The sequence below is a fragment of the Bradyrhizobium liaoningense genome, assembly GCF_018130825.1.
GTDB lineage: Bacteria > Pseudomonadota > Alphaproteobacteria > Rhizobiales > Xanthobacteraceae > Bradyrhizobium > Bradyrhizobium liaoningense_B.
Window position 1 is genome coordinate 196,743 of record NZ_JAFCJS010000009.1, and the last position, 19,210, is coordinate 215,952.

General features: G+C 65.7%; 19 protein-coding genes and 2 pseudogenes. 7 read left to right on the forward strand and 14 right to left on the reverse strand.

Features of this window, described 5'->3' with window-relative positions:
- Positions 1–88 precede the first annotated feature (88 nt).
- The 3 genes and pseudogenes from JQ603_RS32005 to JQ603_RS32015 all read right to left on the reverse strand — a co-directional run bounded on the left by JQ603_RS32005 (position 89) and on the right by JQ603_RS32015 (position 1,933).
- Positions 89–853, reverse strand: coding sequence for a protein-L-isoaspartate(D-aspartate) O-methyltransferase (locus tag JQ603_RS32005; RefSeq protein WP_245003992.1), 765 nt, complete (start codon positions 851–853; stop codon positions 89–91).
- Positions 854–938: 85 nt separating this feature from the next.
- The gene (locus tag JQ603_RS32010) at positions 939–1,424 is read right to left on the reverse strand and encodes an adenosine-specific kinase (protein WP_212345881.1); all 486 of its coding nucleotides are present in this window, start codon (positions 1,422–1,424) and stop codon (positions 939–941) included.
- A 166-nt stretch (positions 1,425–1,590) separates the two neighbouring features.
- Positions 1,591–1,933, reverse strand: a pseudogene (locus tag JQ603_RS32015) (hypothetical protein).
- Between the two features lie 276 nt (positions 1,934–2,209).
- Between JQ603_RS32015 and JQ603_RS32020 the strand changes: the two are divergent.
- Positions 2,210–2,844 (forward strand): annotated as a pseudogene (locus JQ603_RS32020) (glutathione S-transferase family protein); the annotation flags it as partial.
- Between the two features lie 93 nt (positions 2,845–2,937).
- Positions 2,938–3,090 (forward strand): hypothetical protein, encoded by a 153-nt coding sequence (locus JQ603_RS32025; protein ID WP_212346073.1) that lies wholly within the window; start codon positions 2,938–2,940, stop codon positions 3,088–3,090.
- Between the two features lie 21 nt (positions 3,091–3,111).
- On the opposite strand, the gene JQ603_RS32030 is transcribed toward JQ603_RS32025, so the two are convergent.
- The 3 genes from JQ603_RS32030 to JQ603_RS32040 all read right to left on the reverse strand — a co-directional run bounded on the left by JQ603_RS32030 (position 3,112) and on the right by JQ603_RS32040 (position 5,633).
- Positions 3,112–3,459, reverse strand: coding sequence for a hypothetical protein (locus JQ603_RS32030; RefSeq protein WP_212345883.1), 348 nt, complete (start codon positions 3,457–3,459; stop codon positions 3,112–3,114).
- 89 nt (positions 3,460–3,548) lie between these two features.
- The gene (locus JQ603_RS32035; protein WP_212345886.1) at positions 3,549–3,974 is read right to left on the reverse strand and encodes a hypothetical protein; all 426 of its coding nucleotides are present in this window, start codon (positions 3,972–3,974) and stop codon (positions 3,549–3,551) included.
- Between the two features lie 126 nt (positions 3,975–4,100).
- The gene (locus tag JQ603_RS32040; RefSeq protein WP_018647278.1) at positions 4,101–5,633 is read right to left on the reverse strand and encodes an acyl-CoA carboxylase subunit beta; all 1,533 of its coding nucleotides are present in this window, start codon (positions 5,631–5,633) and stop codon (positions 4,101–4,103) included.
- Positions 5,634–5,772: 139 nt separating this feature from the next.
- On the opposite strand from JQ603_RS32040, the gene JQ603_RS32045 reads away from it, so the two are divergent.
- The 3 genes from JQ603_RS32045 to JQ603_RS32055 all read left to right on the forward strand — a co-directional run bounded on the left by JQ603_RS32045 (position 5,773) and on the right by JQ603_RS32055 (position 7,981).
- Positions 5,773–6,177: a DUF4260 domain-containing protein gene (locus JQ603_RS32045; RefSeq protein ID WP_212345889.1), complete on the forward strand. Its 405-nt coding sequence runs from the start codon at positions 5,773–5,775 to the stop codon at positions 6,175–6,177.
- Between the two features lie 143 nt (positions 6,178–6,320).
- Positions 6,321–6,917, forward strand: coding sequence for a hypothetical protein (locus tag JQ603_RS32050; RefSeq protein ID WP_212345891.1), 597 nt, complete (start codon positions 6,321–6,323; stop codon positions 6,915–6,917).
- A gap of 71 nt (positions 6,918–6,988) precedes the next feature.
- Positions 6,989–7,981: a dienelactone hydrolase family protein gene (locus JQ603_RS32055; RefSeq protein ID WP_212345895.1), complete on the forward strand. Its 993-nt coding sequence runs from the start codon at positions 6,989–6,991 to the stop codon at positions 7,979–7,981.
- Between the two features lie 143 nt (positions 7,982–8,124).
- On the opposite strand, the gene JQ603_RS32060 is transcribed toward JQ603_RS32055, so the two are convergent.
- From JQ603_RS32060 to JQ603_RS32080, 5 genes are all read right to left on the reverse strand, one after another.
- The gene (locus JQ603_RS32060) at positions 8,125–8,781 is read right to left on the reverse strand and encodes a carboxymuconolactone decarboxylase family protein (protein WP_212345898.1); all 657 of its coding nucleotides are present in this window, start codon (positions 8,779–8,781) and stop codon (positions 8,125–8,127) included.
- 66 nt (positions 8,782–8,847) lie between these two features.
- On the reverse strand, positions 8,848–9,666 hold the full coding sequence (gene blaOXA / locus JQ603_RS32065; protein ID WP_212345901.1) for a class D beta-lactamase: 819 nt from the start codon (positions 9,664–9,666) through the stop codon (positions 8,848–8,850).
- A gap of 75 nt (positions 9,667–9,741) precedes the next feature.
- The gene (locus JQ603_RS32070) at positions 9,742–10,005 is read right to left on the reverse strand and encodes an EscU/YscU/HrcU family type III secretion system export apparatus switch protein (protein ID WP_212345904.1); all 264 of its coding nucleotides are present in this window, start codon (positions 10,003–10,005) and stop codon (positions 9,742–9,744) included.
- Entirely contained in the window at positions 10,002–11,621 is a 1,620-nt protein-coding gene (locus JQ603_RS32075; protein ID WP_212345907.1) for a flagellar hook-length control protein FliK, read from the reverse strand. Before JQ603_RS32075 ends, JQ603_RS32070 begins: the two co-directional genes overlap by 4 nt.
- Before the next feature lie 56 nt (positions 11,622–11,677).
- Positions 11,678–12,472, reverse strand: a complete 795-nt coding sequence (locus tag JQ603_RS32080; RefSeq protein WP_212345910.1) for an ATP12 family chaperone protein — start codon at positions 12,470–12,472, stop codon at positions 11,678–11,680.
- 75 nt (positions 12,473–12,547) lie between these two features.
- Here JQ603_RS32080 and JQ603_RS32085 point away from each other — a divergent pair, with 75 nt between their 5' ends.
- Positions 12,548–12,994, forward strand: a complete 447-nt coding sequence (locus JQ603_RS32085) for a hypothetical protein (protein ID WP_212345912.1) — start codon at positions 12,548–12,550, stop codon at positions 12,992–12,994.
- A gap of 197 nt (positions 12,995–13,191) precedes the next feature.
- Here JQ603_RS32085 and JQ603_RS32090 read toward each other — a convergent pair whose 3' ends face one another.
- Genes JQ603_RS32090 through JQ603_RS32100 form a run of 3 tightly spaced genes read right to left on the reverse strand, consistent with a single transcriptional unit; the run spans position 13,192 to position 17,226 of the window.
- Positions 13,192–14,433, reverse strand: coding sequence for an RluA family pseudouridine synthase (locus JQ603_RS32090; protein WP_212345915.1), 1,242 nt, complete (start codon positions 14,431–14,433; stop codon positions 13,192–13,194).
- A gap of 52 nt (positions 14,434–14,485) precedes the next feature.
- Entirely contained in the window at positions 14,486–15,823 is a 1,338-nt protein-coding gene (locus tag JQ603_RS32095) for a replication-associated recombination protein A (RefSeq protein WP_212345917.1), read from the reverse strand.
- A complete protein-coding gene (locus JQ603_RS32100; protein WP_212345918.1) occupies positions 15,820–17,226 on the reverse strand; it encodes a DegQ family serine endoprotease in 1,407 nt (468 codons plus the stop codon). The genes JQ603_RS32095 and JQ603_RS32100 overlap by 4 nt, the downstream gene beginning before the upstream one ends.
- 327 nt (positions 17,227–17,553) lie before the next feature.
- Between JQ603_RS32100 and JQ603_RS32105 the strand changes: the two genes are divergently transcribed.
- Positions 17,554–19,167, forward strand: a complete 1,614-nt coding sequence (locus tag JQ603_RS32105) for an OprO/OprP family phosphate-selective porin (protein ID WP_212345920.1) — start codon at positions 17,554–17,556, stop codon at positions 19,165–19,167.
- Positions 19,168–19,210: the final 43 nt, after the last annotated feature.

Sequence of the window (19,210 nt, forward strand, 5' to 3'; positions counted from 1 at the left end):
AAAGCGGAGCGTGCCCACCACCTCTGTCCCTAGCAAAAGGCCGTGGGCACGGCGCAAACGCGCCTTTGCCCACCCTACGGACTAGCTTCTAATTTTGTGAGCGCGTGAACGGGACAAAGCGCACGAGGGCAACGGTGCGAGTCGTCGTCTTGCCGGGGGCGACTTTTTCGACGACCGTGAGCTGCTGGGTCGTATAAGCTGGTCCCACCGGCATGACGAGCCGGCCCCCCACCTTCAGCTGCTCGATCAGCGGCGGCGGTGGTTGCCCGAGCGCCGCAGTCACGACGATGGCATCAAAAGGACCGCATTCGGGCCAGCCATCGTAGCCGTCGCCGAGCCTGACGCTCACGTTGTCATATGCGAGGTCTCTTAGTGTTTTCGCGGCGGTCTCGGCCAGTTGCGGGATGATCTCGATGGTACAGACCTTTTGCGCCAGGCGCGCAAGAATGGCGGCCTGGTAGCCCGAACCTGTACCGACTTCGAGCACAACATGATCGGGCGCGACCTCGGCCAACTGGGTCATCAAGGCGACGACATAGGGCTGCGATATGGTCTGGCCGAGGCCGATCGGTATCGGTCGATCCGCGTACGCGACAGAGCAGGATCGCTCGGGGATGAACAGATGGCGCAGCGTTTGCGCCATGGCCCCAAGGACCCTCTCCGACAGGCCTTGCTGTCCCAGAACACCGGAGGCGGACCGGGCGTAGGTCCGGATAGTTTCGACCATGGCGGCGCGCTCGCGGACGCATTGTGTGTCCTGTGGTGCGTCCTGTGCGGTCGCTTCCCGCGCGACGACAGCCATGGCAAGCACGAGCAGGACAACCGTGGCAAACACGAGCAGCAAGGCCTTCATGATCGTGCGCTCTCCAAGAGGTACACAATTCACGTCGACCGCTGAGCACAACGAATGGATTCGGCCGATCACCGGTATCCAGTCGCTACAGCTTGTAGCCGATCTTTCGCAGCAGGTCTTTCCGCCACGCAATGTCCTCGTCGGTTTCGACACCCACCGGGGAGGAGCCATCCACCACCCCGAGCACGCCGCGGCCCTGCTCCGTTTGCGCAACGATCACTTGTGTGGGGTTGGCCGTCGCACAGTAGATGCGGCAGACCTCCGGCGCCGCGCACACCGCAGCCAGCACGTTGACTGGAAAGAATCCGTCGCCCAGGAAGATCAGGAATGTATGGCCGGCGCCGATGGCCGTTGCGTTGTCGCGTGCAAGCGCGATCGCGGCTTCGTCGTTCCCCGACCAGCGCACCAGCCGCTTGCCGGAGGCCTCACAAAAGGCCAGCCCGAAGCGGATGCCGGGGACAGCCCCCACCAGCGCCTCGTGGAGGTCCTCCACGGTCTTGATGAAATGCGACTGGCCGAAGATGAAGTTGGCGGCGTCAGGCTTGACGATGGGCACCACGGTGAGTTCCATGGCTGCGCTCCTTCAAGGTAGACACGCAACACATCGTAGGCCACCGGGAGGCGATTGCAAGCGACTGGTGCGGCTGATTTCGCGCCGCGGCGCTTCGACCTTTGCCCGTCGAGCTACGGCAGCCAAGTCCCCTCGCAGAGCGGTCGTCCTTACGCGTGCGCCCGCGTCACATCAGTTTCATGGGCGCATCGCTGACCATCCGAAGGTCGATGCTGCCGATCAGTTGAGACCGAAGCGCTTCCGCAGCACCGATGGCGCTCTCGGTCTGCCGCAATGTGCTGACATTCGATCCGAGCGAGACGATTCCGCCCAGCACCAGAGCAATCGATCCGAGCGCAGCGATCTGATCCGAACAGACCGAGGATCGTAACCAACAGCAGCGCCGCCCCACCGCCGATGGCGATCTTGGACGCCAGAATGTACTTGCGGCAGCGCTCGGCGATCTCGGCAAGCCGCTCGATCCGATCTTCGATGTCAGAGATTTCGTCGGTCGGGTCGTCTTCGGTCATCTTTGAGCAAGCTCGAGGTCCCGTAGGATGGGCAGAGCGAAGCGAAACCCATCCTACGAGGTCTGACGAAGCTCGGGCAGTAAGGGAGCCACGCTGCCGTAGGGTGGGCAAAGCGGAGCGTGCCCACCACCTCGGTACCTAGCGAAAGATCGTGGGCACGGCGCAAGCGCGCCTTTGCCCACCCTACGAACGCCGCCCGTGGAGAAAAAACGTCGCTCACTGTCGGAACGCGCGGCCCTCATCCGTCCTATGCGTAAGACAGCACGGAGACTCCACATGGCCGACCTCACCCTCACCACCTTCGACTGGGTTCCCGAAAAGCCGCGCGGTTTCGTGCGTGACCTCCGGGTGCGCTGGGCGCTTGAAGAGGCGTCCCTGCCCTATCGCGTCGCCAGCACGCCGTTCGGCGACCGCGGGCCTGAGCACCTCGCGCACCAGCCGTTCGGCCAGGTGCCGTGGCTGACCGACGGCGACCTCTCCATCTTCGAGAGCGGCGCGATCCTGCTGCATCTGGGCGAACTCAGCGCGAAGCTGATGCCATCAGATCCGCGCGGCCGCAGCGAAGCGACGAAATGGGTGTTCGCGGCGCTCAATTCGGTAGAGATGGCAAGCCTGCCGTGGTCCATGTTCAAATTCACCGGCAGCGACGACGGCTCACCGGCCGCAAAATTCGTCGACGGTTTCCTGAAGATCCGCCTCAAGCATCTCGAGCCGGTGTTGGCCGGCCGTGAATGGCTGGCAGGCTCCTTCTCCGTCGCCGATATCCTGATGGCGGACGTGCTGCGCCCCGTCGATCGTTTCGACGGCTCGCGGATCATCCGGCCTGCCGCGCCTATCTCGCGCGCGCCACCGCCCGCCCCGCTTTCATCAAGGCCCGCGCGGATCAGATGGCGCATTTCGCCGCGGCGGATAAGCGCGCGGGACGTGACGCGCCTCACACAATCAATCCAGTGCGCTGGCATACAGTCGCCACCGCCGGAACCAAGCAATTCGAAAGTCGACACATGACCCGCATCGAATATCTCAAGCAACAGATCGCCCGCGCCGAGCGGCTGGCCAAAGCCATCCTCGACCGGCAGGCCGCCGAGCGGCTTCAAGCCTTCGCCGCCGAATGCCGCACGGAATTGTCGGAGCTGACGCTCAAGACCGCCGCGTGAGGCCTGGTGGCGCTGGATGCGTCACACCAGCTTCAAGGGCGCATCAGCGACGACCCTGAGGTCGATGCTGCCGATCAACGCCGAACGCCGCGCCTCCGCAGCAGTGATGGCGTCGTCCGTCTGCCGCAACGTGCTGACGTTCGAACCGAGCGAGACAATCCCGCCGAGCACGAGTGCTATCGATCCGAGCGCTGCGGTTTGACCTGTTCCGAGCAGGCCGAGGATCGTCACCAACAGCAGCGCCGCCCCACCACCGATGGCGATCTTGGACGCCAGAATGAACTTGCGGCAGCGCTCGGCGATCTCGGCGAGCCGCTCGATCCGATCTTCGATGTCGGAGATTTCGTCGGTTGGATCGTCTTCGGTCATTGGCTACGAAATTGAGGCTGTCGCGGAATGAACTGAACCTACATATAGGGCGGGTCAGGCGAAGCCGTAACCCGCCGGTCGCAACGTCGCTAGACGGCTGATTGAGGTCCGCCCCTTACCTCCAACTGCTTCGCGAGAAGCCAGCCGGACAACCCGTACGAAGAGTAGAGTTCGAATCCCCGGATGCCCTTGGCGCTTAGCACTGCGTCAGCCGAAGCGAGGTCCGCGGCCCATGGCCCCGGCGCCCCGGACATCCGATAAGACTCTTTGATCTCAGTTTGACGATCGAGAAGAAGCTTCTCGACCGGAACTTCCGTCAACGAAAAGATGATGTTGCCAAACGCGTCGTCCCAAAAGTGGTAGCCTTCCACACCATCAAACACGACGATGCGGTCCAACGACGGGTCTGATGCCGGATGCGGCCTGGTATCAGGCCGTGCACGCAACGTGATGCGGCGTGCCTCGCAGTGGACCTCATAAGAAATCAGAAAATAGTCATGGAGCGACGGCAACACGACTTACACCTGATCTTTGGTTCGCACGCACGTTCCTCTCAACCGGTAGCCCGCATGAGCGAAGCGACACGTGGGACCCCTGGGCAAGAACCCGGATGTCGCTGCGCTCATCCGGGCTACGTTTCCTCACAACGGCAAATTGTCGTGCTTCTTCGCCGGCATTTCCGTCTTCTTGTCCTTCAGCATCGCCAGCGCACGGGCGATGCGCTTGCGGGTGGAGTGCGGCATGATGACGTCGTCGATGTAGCCACGCTCGGCCGCGATGAACGGCGACAGGAAGCGGTCTTCGTATTCCTTGGTGCGGGCGGCGATCTTGTCGGGGTCGCCGATGTCGGAGCGGAAGATGATCTCGACCGCGCCCTTGGCGCCCATCACCGCGATCTGGGCGGTCGGCCAGGCATAGTTCATGTCGGCGCCGATTTCCTTCGAGGCCATGACGTCGAAGGCGCCGCCATAGGCCTTGCGGGTGATGACGGTGACGAGCGGCACGGTGCACTGCGAATAGGCGAACAGCAGCTTTGCGCCGTGCTTGATCAGGCCGCCATATTCCTGCGCGGTGCCCGGCAGGAAGCCCGGCACGTCGACGAAGGTGACGATCGGGATGTTGAAGGCGTCGCAGAAGCGAACGAAGCGCGCGGCTTTCCGCGAGGCATCGCTGTCGAGCACGCCGGCCAGCACCATGGGCTGGTTGGCGACGAAGCCGACGGTGCGGCCGGCGATGCGGCCGAAGCCGGTGACGATGTTCTTGGCAAAACTCTCCGCGATCTCGAAGAAGTCGCCCTCGTCCACGACCTTCAGGATCAGCTCCTTCATGTCGTAGGGCTTGTTCGGATTGTCGGGGATCAGCGTGTCGAGGGAATCGTCGAGGCGCTCGATCGAATCGAAGCTCGGCCATTCCGGCACGCCGTCGGTGTTGTTGGACGGCAGGAAGTCGATCAGGCGCCGCATCTGCAAGAGCGTCTCGACGTCGTTCTCGAAGGCGCCGTCCGCGATCGAGGACCGCGTGGCGTGCACCGAGGCGCCGCCGAGCTCTTCCGCCGTGACGACCTCGTTGGTGACGGTCTTCACCACATCGGGGCCGGTGACGAACATGTAGCTGGTGTTCTTCACCATGAAGATGAAGTCGGTCATGGCCGGCGAATAGACGTCGCCGCCGGCGCAGGGGCCCATGATGACGGAGATCTGCGGGATCACGCCCGAGGCCAGCACGTTGCGGCGGAACACGTAGGAATAGCCGGCGAGCGCCGCGACGCCTTCCTGGATGCGGGCACCGCCGGCGTCATAGAGGCCGATGATGGGCGCCCGCGCCTTCATCGCCATGTCCTGGAGTTTTGTGATCTTCAGCGCGTGCGTTTCCGACAGCGAGCCGCCGAACACCGTGAAGTCTTTGGCAAAGACAAACGTCTTGCGGCCGTTGACGGTGCCCCAGCCGGTAACGACGCCGTCGCCCGGCACCTTGCTCTTCTCCATGCCGAACTCGGTGGAGCGGTGCTCGACGAACATGTCGAACTCCTCGAACGATCCCTTGTCGAGCAGGAGCTCGATGCGCTCGCGGGCGGTCAGCTTGCCGCGGGCGTGCTGCGCCTCGATGCGCTTCTCCCCGCCGCCGAGCTTTGCGCCGGCACGACGATCTTCAAGGGCGTCCAGGATATGTTTCATTTGCTCCCGCCAGGTCTTAAGTGATGCGGGGTTCTAACACGGCATTTTGCGGGCCGGAAAGCCGCTTTCGCCGTCGCAGGGCTGCCTTGCCGTAGCGGGAAAGCGCAAGGAATTACAAAGTTTTGTCCGGGAGGCGAGCATGACGGAAGGAACGGCCGAGACGGGGGCTGCGACAGGCGGCGTCAACATCCTGCTGCGGCTGGAGGGCCTGACCCTGTTTGTGGGCATGGTGATGCTGTACTGGGCCTGGGACGGGTCGTGGCTGGTGTTTGCCCTGCTGTTCTTCGTGCCCGATCTGAGCTTCCTGGCATACCTGTCCGACGCCAGGTTCGGCGCGATGGTCTACAACGCCGCCCACAGCTACATGGCGCCGGTGACGCTGCTGACGCTGGGCTTCGGCCTCGCCTCGCCCCTCACCCTGTCCATCGCCTTGATCTGGCTCGCCCATATCGGCATCGACCGGGCGCTCGGCTACGGCCTGAAATATTCCGCCGGGTTCGGCTTCACCCATCTGGGGCGGATCGGGCGGCAGAAGGACGCCTGACCCGGCCCGGAAAATTGGCGGCCCGGCCGGTTGACCGGGCCAGCCGATTCAGGCTTGCTTCAAGGCCTTGCGATCAGGCGCCGAATGTTGCGTGAGCCCAGTCGGTACGGCGGCTGTCATCATGGCCTGGCTCCAGCAACATCATGTCTGCGACGGTCGTCCCACTGCCGCCGAACCCATCGTCCGAAACCATCGACTTCCTGCGGCACATGGCCAGCATGGTGTCGGGACGGAACGGCGAGATGCTGCTGCGGGCAGCCCGCCTGATCGAATCGCTGAGCCAGCGGGCGATGTCGGCCGAGCGGCTCTATCATCAGGCGCAGGAAGAGAGCTCGCGCAGCACCGAGCTGCGCGAGGCCGCCGAGCTCGCCTCCGATGCCATGGTCGGCCAGATCGAGGCGCTGCGCACCCAGCTTGCCGAGGTCACCGCGGCAGCCGCCGCGGAGCGCGCGGCATTCGATGCCGAACGCAACAAGCTGCTCGGCCTGATGCAGCACGCGGAAAGCCATATCGTCCAGCTCACCGCTGAGCTCGACAGCTTGCGCGCCTCCGTGGACAGTTTCAACGAGACCGTCGTCTCGGTGCCGATCGAGGTGCTGCGGCTGGCGCGGACGCAGTTCGATTATCTCTCCAGCGGCTTTGCCAGGCGCGGCGACGTGATCTCGCAGGCCATGAGCGAGATCGGCGGCTTCGCGATCGACCAGGCGCTGATGGCGAAGAAGACGGTCGACAAGGGCTGAGTCCGGCCCGCGACAAATTGACAGCGCTCGGGCGCGTTGTTCTACTGAACGAAAATATCAGGGAGTATCCGATGCCGACGGCATTCCGCGCCGCGATGGTGCTCATTGCGCTCTGCGCTTCCACCGTGCTCGCCAATGCGCAGGCGCTTCCGAAGGAAGTCGCCACCCGCGCCGAGATCTACCCGATCCCCTCGCTCACCCTGTCCGACCAGCAATTCCTCAGCGGCGATGCAGCCGCCGGCAAGCCGGTGACGGTCGCCGGCGAATTCCGTGTCGCGCAGGGCACGGGCAAGCTCCCCGTCGTGGTGCTGGTGCACGGCTCCAGTGGAGTCGGTGCCACCACCGAGGCCTGGGTGCACGCTTTCAATGCCATGGGCATCTCGACCTTCGTCATCGACGGCTTTACCGGCCGCGGACTGACGGTGGTGGGGCCAAACCAGGCTCTGCTCGGCCGGCTCAACCTGATCGTGGACATCTACCGCTCGCTGGAGATTCTGGCGAAACATCCGCGCGTCGACCCCGACCGTATCGTGCTCATGGGCTTCTCGCGCGGCGGACAGGCGACGCTCTATGCGAGCCTCGACCGCTTCAACAAGCTCTGGAACAAGTCCGGCATCCAGTTCGCGGCGTACATTCCCTTCTATCCGGATTGCTCGACCACCTATGTCGGCGATAGCGATGTCGCCGCACGGCCGATCCGAATCTTTCACGGCACGCCCGACGATTACAATCCCGTGAGGAGCTGCAGGGCCTTCGTCGAGCGGCTCAAGGCTGCCGGGCGCGACGTGGTGCTGACCGAGTATCCCGACAGCGCGCACGGATTCGACAGCGGCCTGCTCGGCGTCAACACGGTTGCGGTGTCAGCCAATGCGCAGACCGTGCGCAATTGCCAGATCAAAGAAGGCGACGGCGGCGTGCTGATGAACGGCGCGACGCAGGCGCCGTTCTCCTACAAGGATTCCTGCGTCGAGCTGAACCCGCATGTCGGCGGCAATCCGGCGACGGCTGCGGAGTCGCGGAAAGCGGTGGAGGAGTTTTTGCAGGTGTTGTTCAAGTTGGGTTAGGCGCGGAGGCGGTTCGGCTTGCACCGATGCCGTAGGGTGGGCAAAGCGATAGCGTGCCCACCACTAGATCATGGTGGGCACGGCGCTACGCGCCTTTGCCCACCCTACGGCACCGCAATTTTGTCGCGGGTTTCTCGCGAGCCCTACGGCTCGCCCGGCCTAAACGGCTCCTGCTTGTCCGGCGGCACCGTCTCTTCCGCCATGGCCAGCAGCATCGCCACCATCACGTAGTTGCCGGCAACCGCGGTGAGATCGACGATCTGCTGATCGCTGAACACCTTCTTCGCCCGCGCATAGGTCTCGTCGCTGACCTTCTTGGTCGTGGTGATCTCGGTGACGAAGTCGTAGACCACGGCCTCGTCCTCGGCCATGTTCGACGGCCGCTTGCTGGCCTTGAGCTCTGCGATGATGCCGGGCGACAGGCCCGCTTTCGCCGCAAGCGGCGCGTGCGCGAACCACTCCACCTGCGAGCGCCATTGCCGGCCGATGATCAGGATCGCGAACTCGTTCAGCTTGGTCGGGACCGAGGTTTCCCAGCGCAGATAATAGAACAGGTCGAACAGGCGCTGGCCGAGCACGGGGCTGCGGATCATCGGATTGTAGGGTCCGCCGATGCCGACGCTCGATACCTTCATGATCTGCTCGCCAAGCGGTCTCTGCTTCGCATCCAGCTGGTCCATGGTGAGCTGCGGAAAGCGCGGCTCCTTGCTGGTGGCGGGTGCAGCAAACATGGTGGCGGCGAGCCAGCCGCCGGTGGCGGCAAGCGTGAGCGACGACAGCCAGAGCGGCATTGAGTTCATTGTTGTCCTCCCGGTTCTCTTTCTTGGCCGGGAGGATGCTAGTCGAGCGGCGCCGGCGCGACAGCGCTAGATCGCACCGATCTCGGCAAGGCAGGCTTGCGTCAGGCTCATGCGCTCGCCGACAAGGCGCGGCTCCTTGCAATCCATGTTGAGCGCGAACACGGTGTGCGTCTCGCCCTTCTCGGCCCAGCCGACCATCCAGCCGAGCGACGGCTCGCCGCGCTCGGCGCCCAGGAGCCCGGACTTGGCACGGATGACGCTGTCGCCGACCTTGGTCACCGGCAGGATGTCGGCGACCAGATCCTGGCTGCGCTTTCCGATCGGCAGCGCGCGGCGGCGCAGCCGGTCGACGAAATCGATCTGCTCGACCGGATCGATGCGCAAATTCCCGGTGAGCCAGAACTGGTCGATGCCGCCGCCGATGTCGCGATTGCCGTAGTCGAACTCGTCGACATATTTCTGCATGCGTTCCTGCCCGATGCGGCGCGCGATCTCCTGATAGACCGGTACCGCGCTGACCGCGATCGCGCTGCGCAGCGTGTGGTCCTTGTTCCAGGCCTCGATCGGCCGCTTCACGCCGTCCCAGGGAAACACGTCCTTGTCGGGGTCAACGACAACACCAGTCTCGAGCGCGATCAGCGAGTTCGGAATCTTGAAGGTCGAGGCCGGCAGCTTGCCCTCGCCCGAACGCTCCTTGTCGCTGGCGACGATCAGATAGTCCTCGACCTTGTAGCCGACGAAAGTGCCTGATGTGCCGAGATCGGTGAAGCGCTTTGCGAGGCTATCGCGGATCTCGTTGCGCGGCGGCGCGACGTGGGCGAGCGCGCGTGACGGCAATGTGGCAGCAGCGGCGAGAAGGCCAAGGGTGGAGCGGCGGGTGAGCAAGACTGATATCCGTTGAACTATGAAGGCACGCGCGACCATGCAGCCGCTACGTGGTGAAACGATGACAGGTGGTTTCTACCGCCCCCGGCCCGACAGCCGCAGCACGAACACCAGCACCTCCGCGACGGCCTTGTAGAGGTCGGGCGGAATCTCCTCGCCGAGCTCGACCTTGGAGAGCGCGCCGGCCAGGATCTCGTTCTCCTCGATCGGGATGTCGTTGGCCTTGGCGATCTCGACGATCTTCTCGCCGATCGTGCCCTTGCCCTTGGCGACGACCACGGGCGCGCCAGAGCCCTTCTCGTAATGCAGCGCGATCGCGAGCTTGCACGGATCGCTCATGTGGCGCGGTCCAGGAAGTGGCCGGCGCGGGCCGGCGCCGGCTGCGGCGGCGTGCCGTCGCGCACGACGATGTCGCCGGGCTTGAGCTCGGCCCGCGTCATCGCCTGGCTGAGCTCGCCGATGCCGGCGCGGAGCTGCTGCGCGGTCGCCGGCCGCTCCGCCCACATCCGCACGAAGGTCTTGTCGCCGTTCAGCGTGATCAGCGCGTGCACGGGGCCGGCCGGCTCGACATTGAGCGTGAAGCGCGCACGCCAGGCGCGCTTGGCCGGATCGGCCTGCTCGCCACCGCCATCGCGCGAGATCTCGAACTGCGCCATCGCGGTGCCTTGCGGGGTCGCGAACGGAATCTCGAAATTCCACTGCGGCACGGCCGGATCGATGCGGTGACCGCTGGCATCGGTGCGATCGGGGAGCGAAGCGACCTGCAACAGCGTCTGCCGCGCGATCGCGGCATCGGTGTCGTCGAGCAGGCGATGCACGGTTGCGGCCAGCGGTGTATCAGGCGCGAGCGATGGCGCGGCGACAGCCTGCGGCACCGGCAGCGCGCCGCGGATCGGCGGCGGCGTGGTTGCGCGCGCGGCGGCCTCGAAGATGTGACCATCCGGCACGGCCTTGTTCGAGCCCGGCAAGTTGCCGAGCATCCGCGGCAGGTTTTGCGTAACCTCCTGCAGCAGGCTCGCGGCAAGGCCTGCGGACATGGTTCGCGGCACCGCAGCTTGCGGATTGCCGCCCGCTATCTCCGCCAGCACGGCGGCGGCAAGCGCAGCGCCCCGTGGCAATTGCGTCACTTCTACCGCCGGTGACGGCAACGCCGCCTGTGCCGTATCGCCCGCCAGCTGAGCCGTGGCAGCTGCGGTCTGCGTCGTGGCCGCAGCACTGGTCGGCGGCGCGGCGCCTTGGGCCGGCGCCTGCGGCACGGTGGTCTCAAGGGTGGCCAGTGTCTGGCGCAGCACCAGCAGTGCGGCCTTCAAGTCCGGCGTCGCGCCGGGAGACGGCGTTGTGCCTGCGGCCAATGACGCCTCGAGAAACAGCCCGGACTTCTGGAACGCGGATTCGATGTCGCCGCCATCGAGGGCGGTGTTGAGCGGTGTCTGCTGCGCCAGCACGTCGAGCACCGCCTGCTTAAGGCCCGCAGGCAGATCGCTGCCGGTGACGACGGAGGCCAGATTGGCGAACAGCGGCGCCTGGCTGCCCTGTTTCGTCACGGCCTCGGCCGAAGCGGCAGTCACGGCGACCTGCTCGAGCGGCGTCAGCGTGTTGCGTGCCGCGGTCGCGGACGGCGCGAGCGAGGGGCTATCCCCGAGAGAGGCCGCGCGCGGTGTCAGCGTGACCTGATCGGCGGTCGCCTCGCCTGCCCCGTTCATGACAGCGAGCCGGATGGTGCCATCGTTCTGCGAGACCGCGAGCTGGAGGTTTTGCCCGGGGGTCAGCGACACCTCGGACATCACGTCCATCGACAGGTTGGCGATCGCGATCCGCACCAGATTGTCGGCCATCACGCTGACGACCCTGGCGTCGACGACGCTGCCGGCCTGAAGCACGAGATCGGGCGTCGCCGCATCAGCGACGGGGCTGGCGGCACTGACGGGAACGATCGAGCTTATCGGCGTCGGCATCTCAAGGGGCCCGGGGACTGCAACTCCCACCCTAAGGCCCCCTCGTAAACCTCTCGTTAAGGACCTTGGACCGCGGGCGGCTTCGCGGCCGCCAGAACCGCCACGGCGGCCTCAAAATCCTTCAGGCGGGCGGCACGACGGGCGGCCGCCTCCTCGTCCACGCCCCATTTCTCGACGTTCCAGTCCTCGTCGACATGGGCGGCGGCCCAGACCTGGTCCGCATCGCGCACGCCATGGGCCAGCGCCAGTGCCAGCAGCGCCGAGCCGGTCAGGGTCGTGACCATGTGGAGGGCTGCGACCGACCAGGCATCTCCTGGCAGTGCGGCCCGCGCCGCCTTCAGCGCCTCGTCCGGCTGCTTCACATGCATGACGCCCTCGGACAGGATGAAATGCGCGCCCAGCGTATCCGCGGCCCAGAACAGCACGGGGTCCCAATGCGCGGCCTCGCGGGCGACCAGCCCCTCGGGATGGCCGGCGCGATAGAACAGCAGGTCGGACTCGAAGTACTTTGCGAGATCGTCGCTGACGAGCTCGACACGGTCGACGACGCCCTCGACCACACTGTTGGCGATCCGCGTCAGCGGCATGGTGACAGGGTCGATCGTCTCGCCCTGGGCCGCCCACTCGGCGGCCACCGCATCGGCCAGCGCGCGCGCGGGGATCACCACCTGGCGGCCGGACGGCGTGCGGATCGGCTTGCCGTCGAGCGTGATGGCGAAGCCGCCCTCGGCATCCGTGACGCCGGCCTCCTTGTAGAAGCGCTTGCGCAACGGCGTACGCGCGGACGCACGTGCCGATTCCCGTGGATCCGGCGGGGGCTGCCCCGCAGCTTCTTCGAACAATTCGCGCATGTGAGTTTTGGGTCCCGGTCGCCGGATGCTAGGCTTTTAAGATAAGACCTGTAGCCGATAAAGCGAGCAGCGGGCATGAGGGAACTTGGGGGCATTGGAGCCCTGTTGGCAGGACTTTGGCTGGCCGCGGCCGAGGCCGGCTTCCGCACCCCGGAATCGCTGGTCCGCAACGTCTATGCCCATTACGGCGAGGGCGCGCCGGAGCTGTCAAAGGGCCTGCCGCGGGACACTGCGACCGCCCGTCAGTTCTTCGATCTGCCCCTGCGCAAGGCCTGGAGCACGCCGAGAGTCGAGCCCTACGATTTCCTGGTGCAGAGCCCGAACTGGAAGCTCGGCCCTGTCGCGATCGCGGTCGTCCGCCGGCAATATGACAAGACCTATGTCGCGGCGAATTTCGACAATCACGGCCGCCGGGTGGCGCTAAACTTCGTCCTGGTCAACGGCCCCGAGGGTTGGCTGATCACGGACGTCGAGAGCCCGCACGACTCCTTGCGGATGTTTCTGGAGCAGTTTCGGAATTGAGGACGTGTGTGGGGAAGCTGGTCGCCAAACATTCCGCTGTCGTCCTGGCGAAAGCCAGGACCCATACCGCGTGATCTATCTGGAGGACGAAGTCGAAGTACCAAACGACGAGTCTTCGTCAAACTCCTCTCTGTGGTAATGGGTCCTGGCTTTCGCCAGGACGACCTTGGGGAAACGCCTTAGCCCAAAGCTCAGCCCTACTCCTCCGGTGCGTTCTCGATCGGGTCGAACCGGCTCGCATCGAGCCCGAGCAGATTCCACGACTGCTGCATGTGCGGCGGCAGCGGCGCGGTGGCGTCGATCACGCCGCCGCGCGGATGCGGAATGACGATGCGGCGCGCAAGCAGGTGCAGACGGTTTTGCAGGCCGCCCGGCAGCTGCCAGTTCTCGATGTTGAAATATTTGGGATCGCCGACGATGGGATGGCCGATATGTTCCATGTGGGCGCGCAGCTGGTGGGTGCGGCCCGTCACCGGTTTCAGCGACACCCAGGTCAGCTTGTTGCCGGCGGTCTCGACCACGGCGTAATAGGTCACTGCGTGGCTGGCGCCCTCGTCGCCATGCTGCGCGATGCGCATGATGGTGTCGTCCTCGCTCTCTTCCTTCGCGAGGAAGGTGGAGATGCGGCCCTGCTTCGGCTTCGGCAGACCCGGCACCAGCGCCCAATAGACCTTGCGGGCCGATCGCGAACGAAATGCGCCGGTCAGATGCGAGGCGGCAAAGCGCGTCTTGGCAATCAGCAGACAGCCCGAGGTCTCGCGATCGATGCGGTGCACGAGGCGCGGCTTCTGGCCCTTGGCATCGCGCATCACCTCCAGCATCTGGTCGATGTGGCGCGTCATGCCCGAGCCGCCCTGCACGGCAAGGCCGGCCGGCTTGTTCAGCACGAGGACGTCGTCGTCCTCCCAGATCGTCATCTCCTTCAGCGCCTTGAGCGTCTTCTGCGCAGCCTCCGAGAGCTCGCCGACGGCCTTCGGCGCGTCGAGCTTCAGCGGCGGAATGCGGACGCTCTGCCCTTCCTCAAGCCGATCCTTGCTGTCGACGCGCTTGCCGTCCACGCGCAGCTCGCCTTTGCGGACGACGCGCTGGATGTGGGAGAACGACAGGCCGGGAAAGCGCGCCTCGAGGAAACGGTCGACGCGCATGTTGTTCTCGTCGGCCGTGACGGTCACGGTCTGCACCTTGGTCGGCAGCAGCGCCTCGACCGGCTTCTCCGGCGCAGGCCTTTCCTGGGCGGCAGCTTTGGGCGGCCGCCGCTCGGCACGCTCGGAGCCACGCCGCTCGGCACGCTCTCCGGCAAAGCGCGGCGGCTTCCCGCCCGGCTTGGCGCCCGGACGCGGCCCGGCCTTCTTCGCGCTGCGCGCCTTCAACGGGCGTGCGTCATCGCGCTCGTCACGCGAACGGGGCTTCGGGTTCATTCTCTTGATGCGGCGGCTCATGATTGCCTGCGTACCCTAAAAGCGGCCTTCCGTCACGACGAAATGGCCGCCTCTAGCGCGAGCCGCCCCGCTCCTTGCGCAGCTTGGCCCAGTAATCCAGCCGCTTCCTGATCTCGCGCTCGAAGCCGCGCTCGGGGGGATCGTAGAACGTCTGGCGGCCCAGGGCTTCCGGGAAGTAGTCCTGGCCGGAGAAAGCATCGGGGGCGTCGTGGTCGTATTCGTAAGCCGCGCCGTAGCCCTCCGACTTCATCAGCTTGGTCGGCGAGTTCAGGATGTGTTTTGGCGGCAGCAGCGAGCCGGCCTGCTTTGCGACCTGCATCGCGGTGCCGAAGGCGGTGTAGACCGCATTCGATTTCGGCGCGGTGGCGAGATAGACCACCGCCTGCGCGATGGCGAGCTCGCCCTCGGGATGGCCAAGAAAGTCGAAGGCGTCCTTGGCGGCATTGGCGATGACGAGCGCCTGCGGATCGGCAAGGCCGATGTCCTCCACCGCCATGCGCACGACGCGGCGGGCCAGGAACAGCGGGTCCTCGCCGGCGTCCAGCATGCGCGCGAGATAATACAGCGCGGCGTCGGGATCGGAGCCGCGCACCGACTTATGCAGCGCCGAGATCAGATTGTAGTGGCCGTCGGCCGACTTGTCGTAGATCGGCGCGCGGCGCTGCAGGATGTCCTGCAACTGCGCGGCGTTGAAAATCTCGTCTGCTCGCGCCGAACGCCAGACCTCTTCGGCGAGCGTCAGCGACGCGCGACCGTCGCCGTCGGCCATGCGCACCAGCACCGCGCGCGCCTCTGCATCGAGCGGCAGCTTCCTGCCCTCGACCTGCTCGGCATGCGCGAACAGCTTCTCGATCGCGGCGGCGTCGAGCGAGCGGAACACCAGCACGCGCGCGCGGGACAAAAGCGCCGCGTTGAGCTCGAAGGACGGATTTTCGGTGGTGGCACCGATCATCACCACCGTGCCGTCTTCCATCACCGGCAGAAACGAATCCTGCTGCGCGCGATTGAAGCGATGGACCTCGTCGACGAACAGCAGCGTGCCCTTGCCCATCTCGCGGCGGGCGCGCGCGGCATCGAACGCCTTCTTCAGATCGGCGACGCCTGAGAACACGGCCGAGATCTGCTCGAAATGCAGATCTGTCGCGTCCGCCAGCAGCCGCGCCACTGTGGTCTTGCCGGTGCCGGGCGGGCCCCAGAACACCAGCGAGCCCAGCGTGCGCGTCTCCAGCATGCGCGTCAGCGCGCCGTCGGGGCCGAGGATGTGATCCTGGCCGACGACCTCCGACAGCGCGCGCGGACGCAAGCGATCCGGCAGCGGATGCGGGGCCTCGTGATCGAGCCCCGCCGCGGCGAAGAGAGTTTGCGTCTCCTGTGGTCGCTTCGGACTCATCCGCCCAGCGTGACGTTGATCTGCTGACCGCCGCGCACCAGCGTGATGCGCCAGATCCGCTGGCGCTCGCCCGCGGCCTTCTCGAGATCGCCAGTCTTGCTGATCTTCTGGTTGTTGACGGCGAGGATGATGTCGCCCTTCTGGAAGCCGACACTCGCCGCCGCGCTGTCGCCGCCGAGATCGGCGATCACGACGCCCTCGGTGTCGGCGTCCAGATGCAGCTCGTCGGCAACCGCCGGCGTGATGGTCGAAACCTTCGCGCCCTGGAACGGCGAGCGCGCGGTAATTACGAGCTCGTTGCGGCCGGTGTCGGGCGCGGTCTCCAGCGCCACTGTCAGCTTGACCGGCTTGCCGCCGCGCTGCACGTCGATCTGCGCCGTGCCGCCGAGCGGACGCGTCGCGAACCGATAGTCGAAGGCGTTGGGATCATCCACGGTCTGACCGTCGATCCCGGTGATGAGATCGGAGGATTTCAGGCCGGCCTTGGCCGCGGGGCCGTTCGACACCACGCTCGCGACCAGCGCGCCGGTCGGCGAGCGCAGCCCGAGGCTCTCGGCGATCTCCGGCGTCACCGCCTGCAATTTCGCACCGAGCCAGGGACGCTTCACCGCCTTGCCGCCGCTCTTGGCGGAGGCGACGACGACGCGCACCATGTTGGCGGGAATCGCAAAGCCGATGCCCTGCGAGCCACCGGAGCGCGAATAGATCGCGGTGTTGATGCCGGCGAGTTTGCCGCTCATGTCGACCAGCGCGCCGCCGGAATTGCCGGGATTGATCGCCGCATCGGTCTGGATGAAGAACTGGTAGTCGGTGATGCCGACCTGCGTGCGCGCCAGCGCTGAGATGATGCCGTGCGTCACCGTCTGGCCGACGCCGAAGGGATTGCCGATCGCGAGCACGATATCGCCGACCAGCAGCTCGTCGGAATTGGTGAAGTCGAGCGTCGGAAATTTCTCTTTGGTATCCTTCAGGCGGAGCACGGCCAGGTCAGTGCGCGAATCCTTCAGCAGGATCTCTGCCTCGAACTCGCGCTTGTCCGACAGCGACACCCTGACCTGGTCCGCGCCCTCGATGACATGGACGTTGGTGACGACGAGGCCGGAGGCGTCGACGATGACGCCGGAGCCAAGCGAGCGCTGCATCTGCTCGGGCTGCTGGCCGGGTACGCCGAAGAAGCGGCGGAAGATCGGATCGTCGAGCAGCGGATTGCGGTTCTGCACTACCTTCGCGGCATAGACGTTGACGACCGCCGGCTGCACCCGCTGCACGATCGGCGCATAGGACAGCCGCAGTTCGGCCGGCGACGACGGGACCCGACGGTCCTGCGCCGTGGCCGGATTGAAGTGGGCCGAAAAGGCTATGCACAATGCCGCCACCGCGGCAGTCCAGGTCGATCGAAACATTCCTACCTCTTGGAAAAGACGACGGAATATAGGCGTGTTCGCCCCCCAATAGAAGGGCGCCGGGCGGCAATATTCGGCCCCTTCCCCGGTGCGTCCGGCATGCAAGCGAACCGTGCGAATCGGTAATTTACCCGGGCGGTGGATTGGCATGATGCGCGTCATCTTGCATGGTGGTGGGAAGCGGATTCGGTTGCGGCGAATTTGCACCAGTGGGAACCCACGCAACCGGGCGCAGCGTCGCGGGGCAGTCATCGTTCATACCTAGGCTCTCCGTTCGCGACTTGAGGAAGTCACTTGGGGAAGTTCGTCAAACGATGGAGGCGTAACGTGAGCAGGACAAGACTTGCAGCCACGGCCATTGGTCTCGCCGGAGCGCTGGCGGCCTCGCAGGCCCAGGCCCAATCGGCAAGCAGCAGCGAGCAGGAGATCGCTCTCCTCAAGCAACAGCTGAAGCTGCTGGAGCAGAAGCTCGACAAGCTCCAGAGCCAGACTGCGGCGAACACGGCGGCCACGGCGAAGGCGAAGGCCGAAGCCAAGGCCGAGGCGAAGGCCGAAGCGCGCTCGGAGGCGAAGGCGGTGGTGGCAAACGCGAACGCGGCAATCCCCGTCAAGGGACCGGCGCCCGCCTCTGGCGTGGTCGTGACGATGCCGAATAACCGACCGACCATCTGCACCGCCGACCAGGCCAACTGCGTGGCGATCACCAGCCGCTTGCATTGGGATGTCGGCGGCTACGACTACCGCCCCAACACGGCGGCCACCGTGCCCCAAAAGCTCGACAGCGGCGAGAACGTCCGCCGCGCGCGCATCGGCGTCACCGGAAAATTCTTCAACGACTGGAATTTCGCGCTGGTCTACGACTTCGGCGGCTCCTCCGACGGATTTGGCGGGGCGGCTCCGGGATCGCTGCCCGGCGGCGGCGTGTCCGGCGTCGAGAACGCCTATCTCAGCTACACCGGCCTGAAGCCGTTCGGCGGACGGATGGCGATCGAGGCCGGCATCATGGACCTGCCCTACACCATGGACGAGGCGACGAGCTCCAACGACATCATGTTCATGGAGCGCGCCTCACCCGGCGTGATCGCGACCAACATCGCCGCCGGCGACTTCCGCTCCGCGGCCGGCACGCGCTGGTTCACCGACCAGCTCTGGATCGGCGGCTATGTCACGGGACCGTCGACCGGCGCGATCCACTCCGCCTCCAGCGCGGCTCCGGCGGGCACGAGCGAGCAATATGGCGCCGTGGCGCGTATCGCCGGCAACCCGATCAGCGGCAAGGACTACTCGGTGCATATCGGCGCCGACGCGCAATGGCTGATCCAGCCGCCGCGCAACCTCATCGCCAACACGCAGACGGTGACGCTCAGCGATCGCCCCGAACTGCGGCTTGATCCGACGACGCTGATCTCGACCGGCGCGATCGCCAACACCTCCGGCGCGCAGGTCTACAGCGTCGAGGCCGCGGCGACCTACGGTCCGTTCATCGTTCAGGGCGAGTACTTCTGGTACAATGTCGATCGCACCGCCAACACCGGTGTGCCGCTGGTCGGCGCGCCGAGCCTGAAATTCCAGGGCGGCTACGCGCAGGCCGGCTACGTGCTGACCGGCGAGGGCCGCACCTACAACGCGGCGAATGCGGCCTATAACGGCGTCAAGCCGGCGCATCCGTTCTCGCTCGACGGCGGCGGCTGGGGTGCGTGGGAGATCGCGGGACGCTTCTCGACGATCGATCTCAACAACCAGCTCGCGACCGCCAACGGCGTCGCCGGCGGCCGGCAGACGGTCTACACCCTTGCGCTCAACTGGTATGTCAACGGCAACGTCCGCTTCATGCTCGACTATCTGCACGGCACGGTGTCGCGGCAGGCCTCGCCGATCTCGACCGCCGATGTCGGCTCGAAGTTCGACGCGGTCGCGATGCGCACGCAGTTCGCGTTCTGAACTCGTCGTCCCGGGGCGCGCGACAGCGCGAACCCGGGACCCA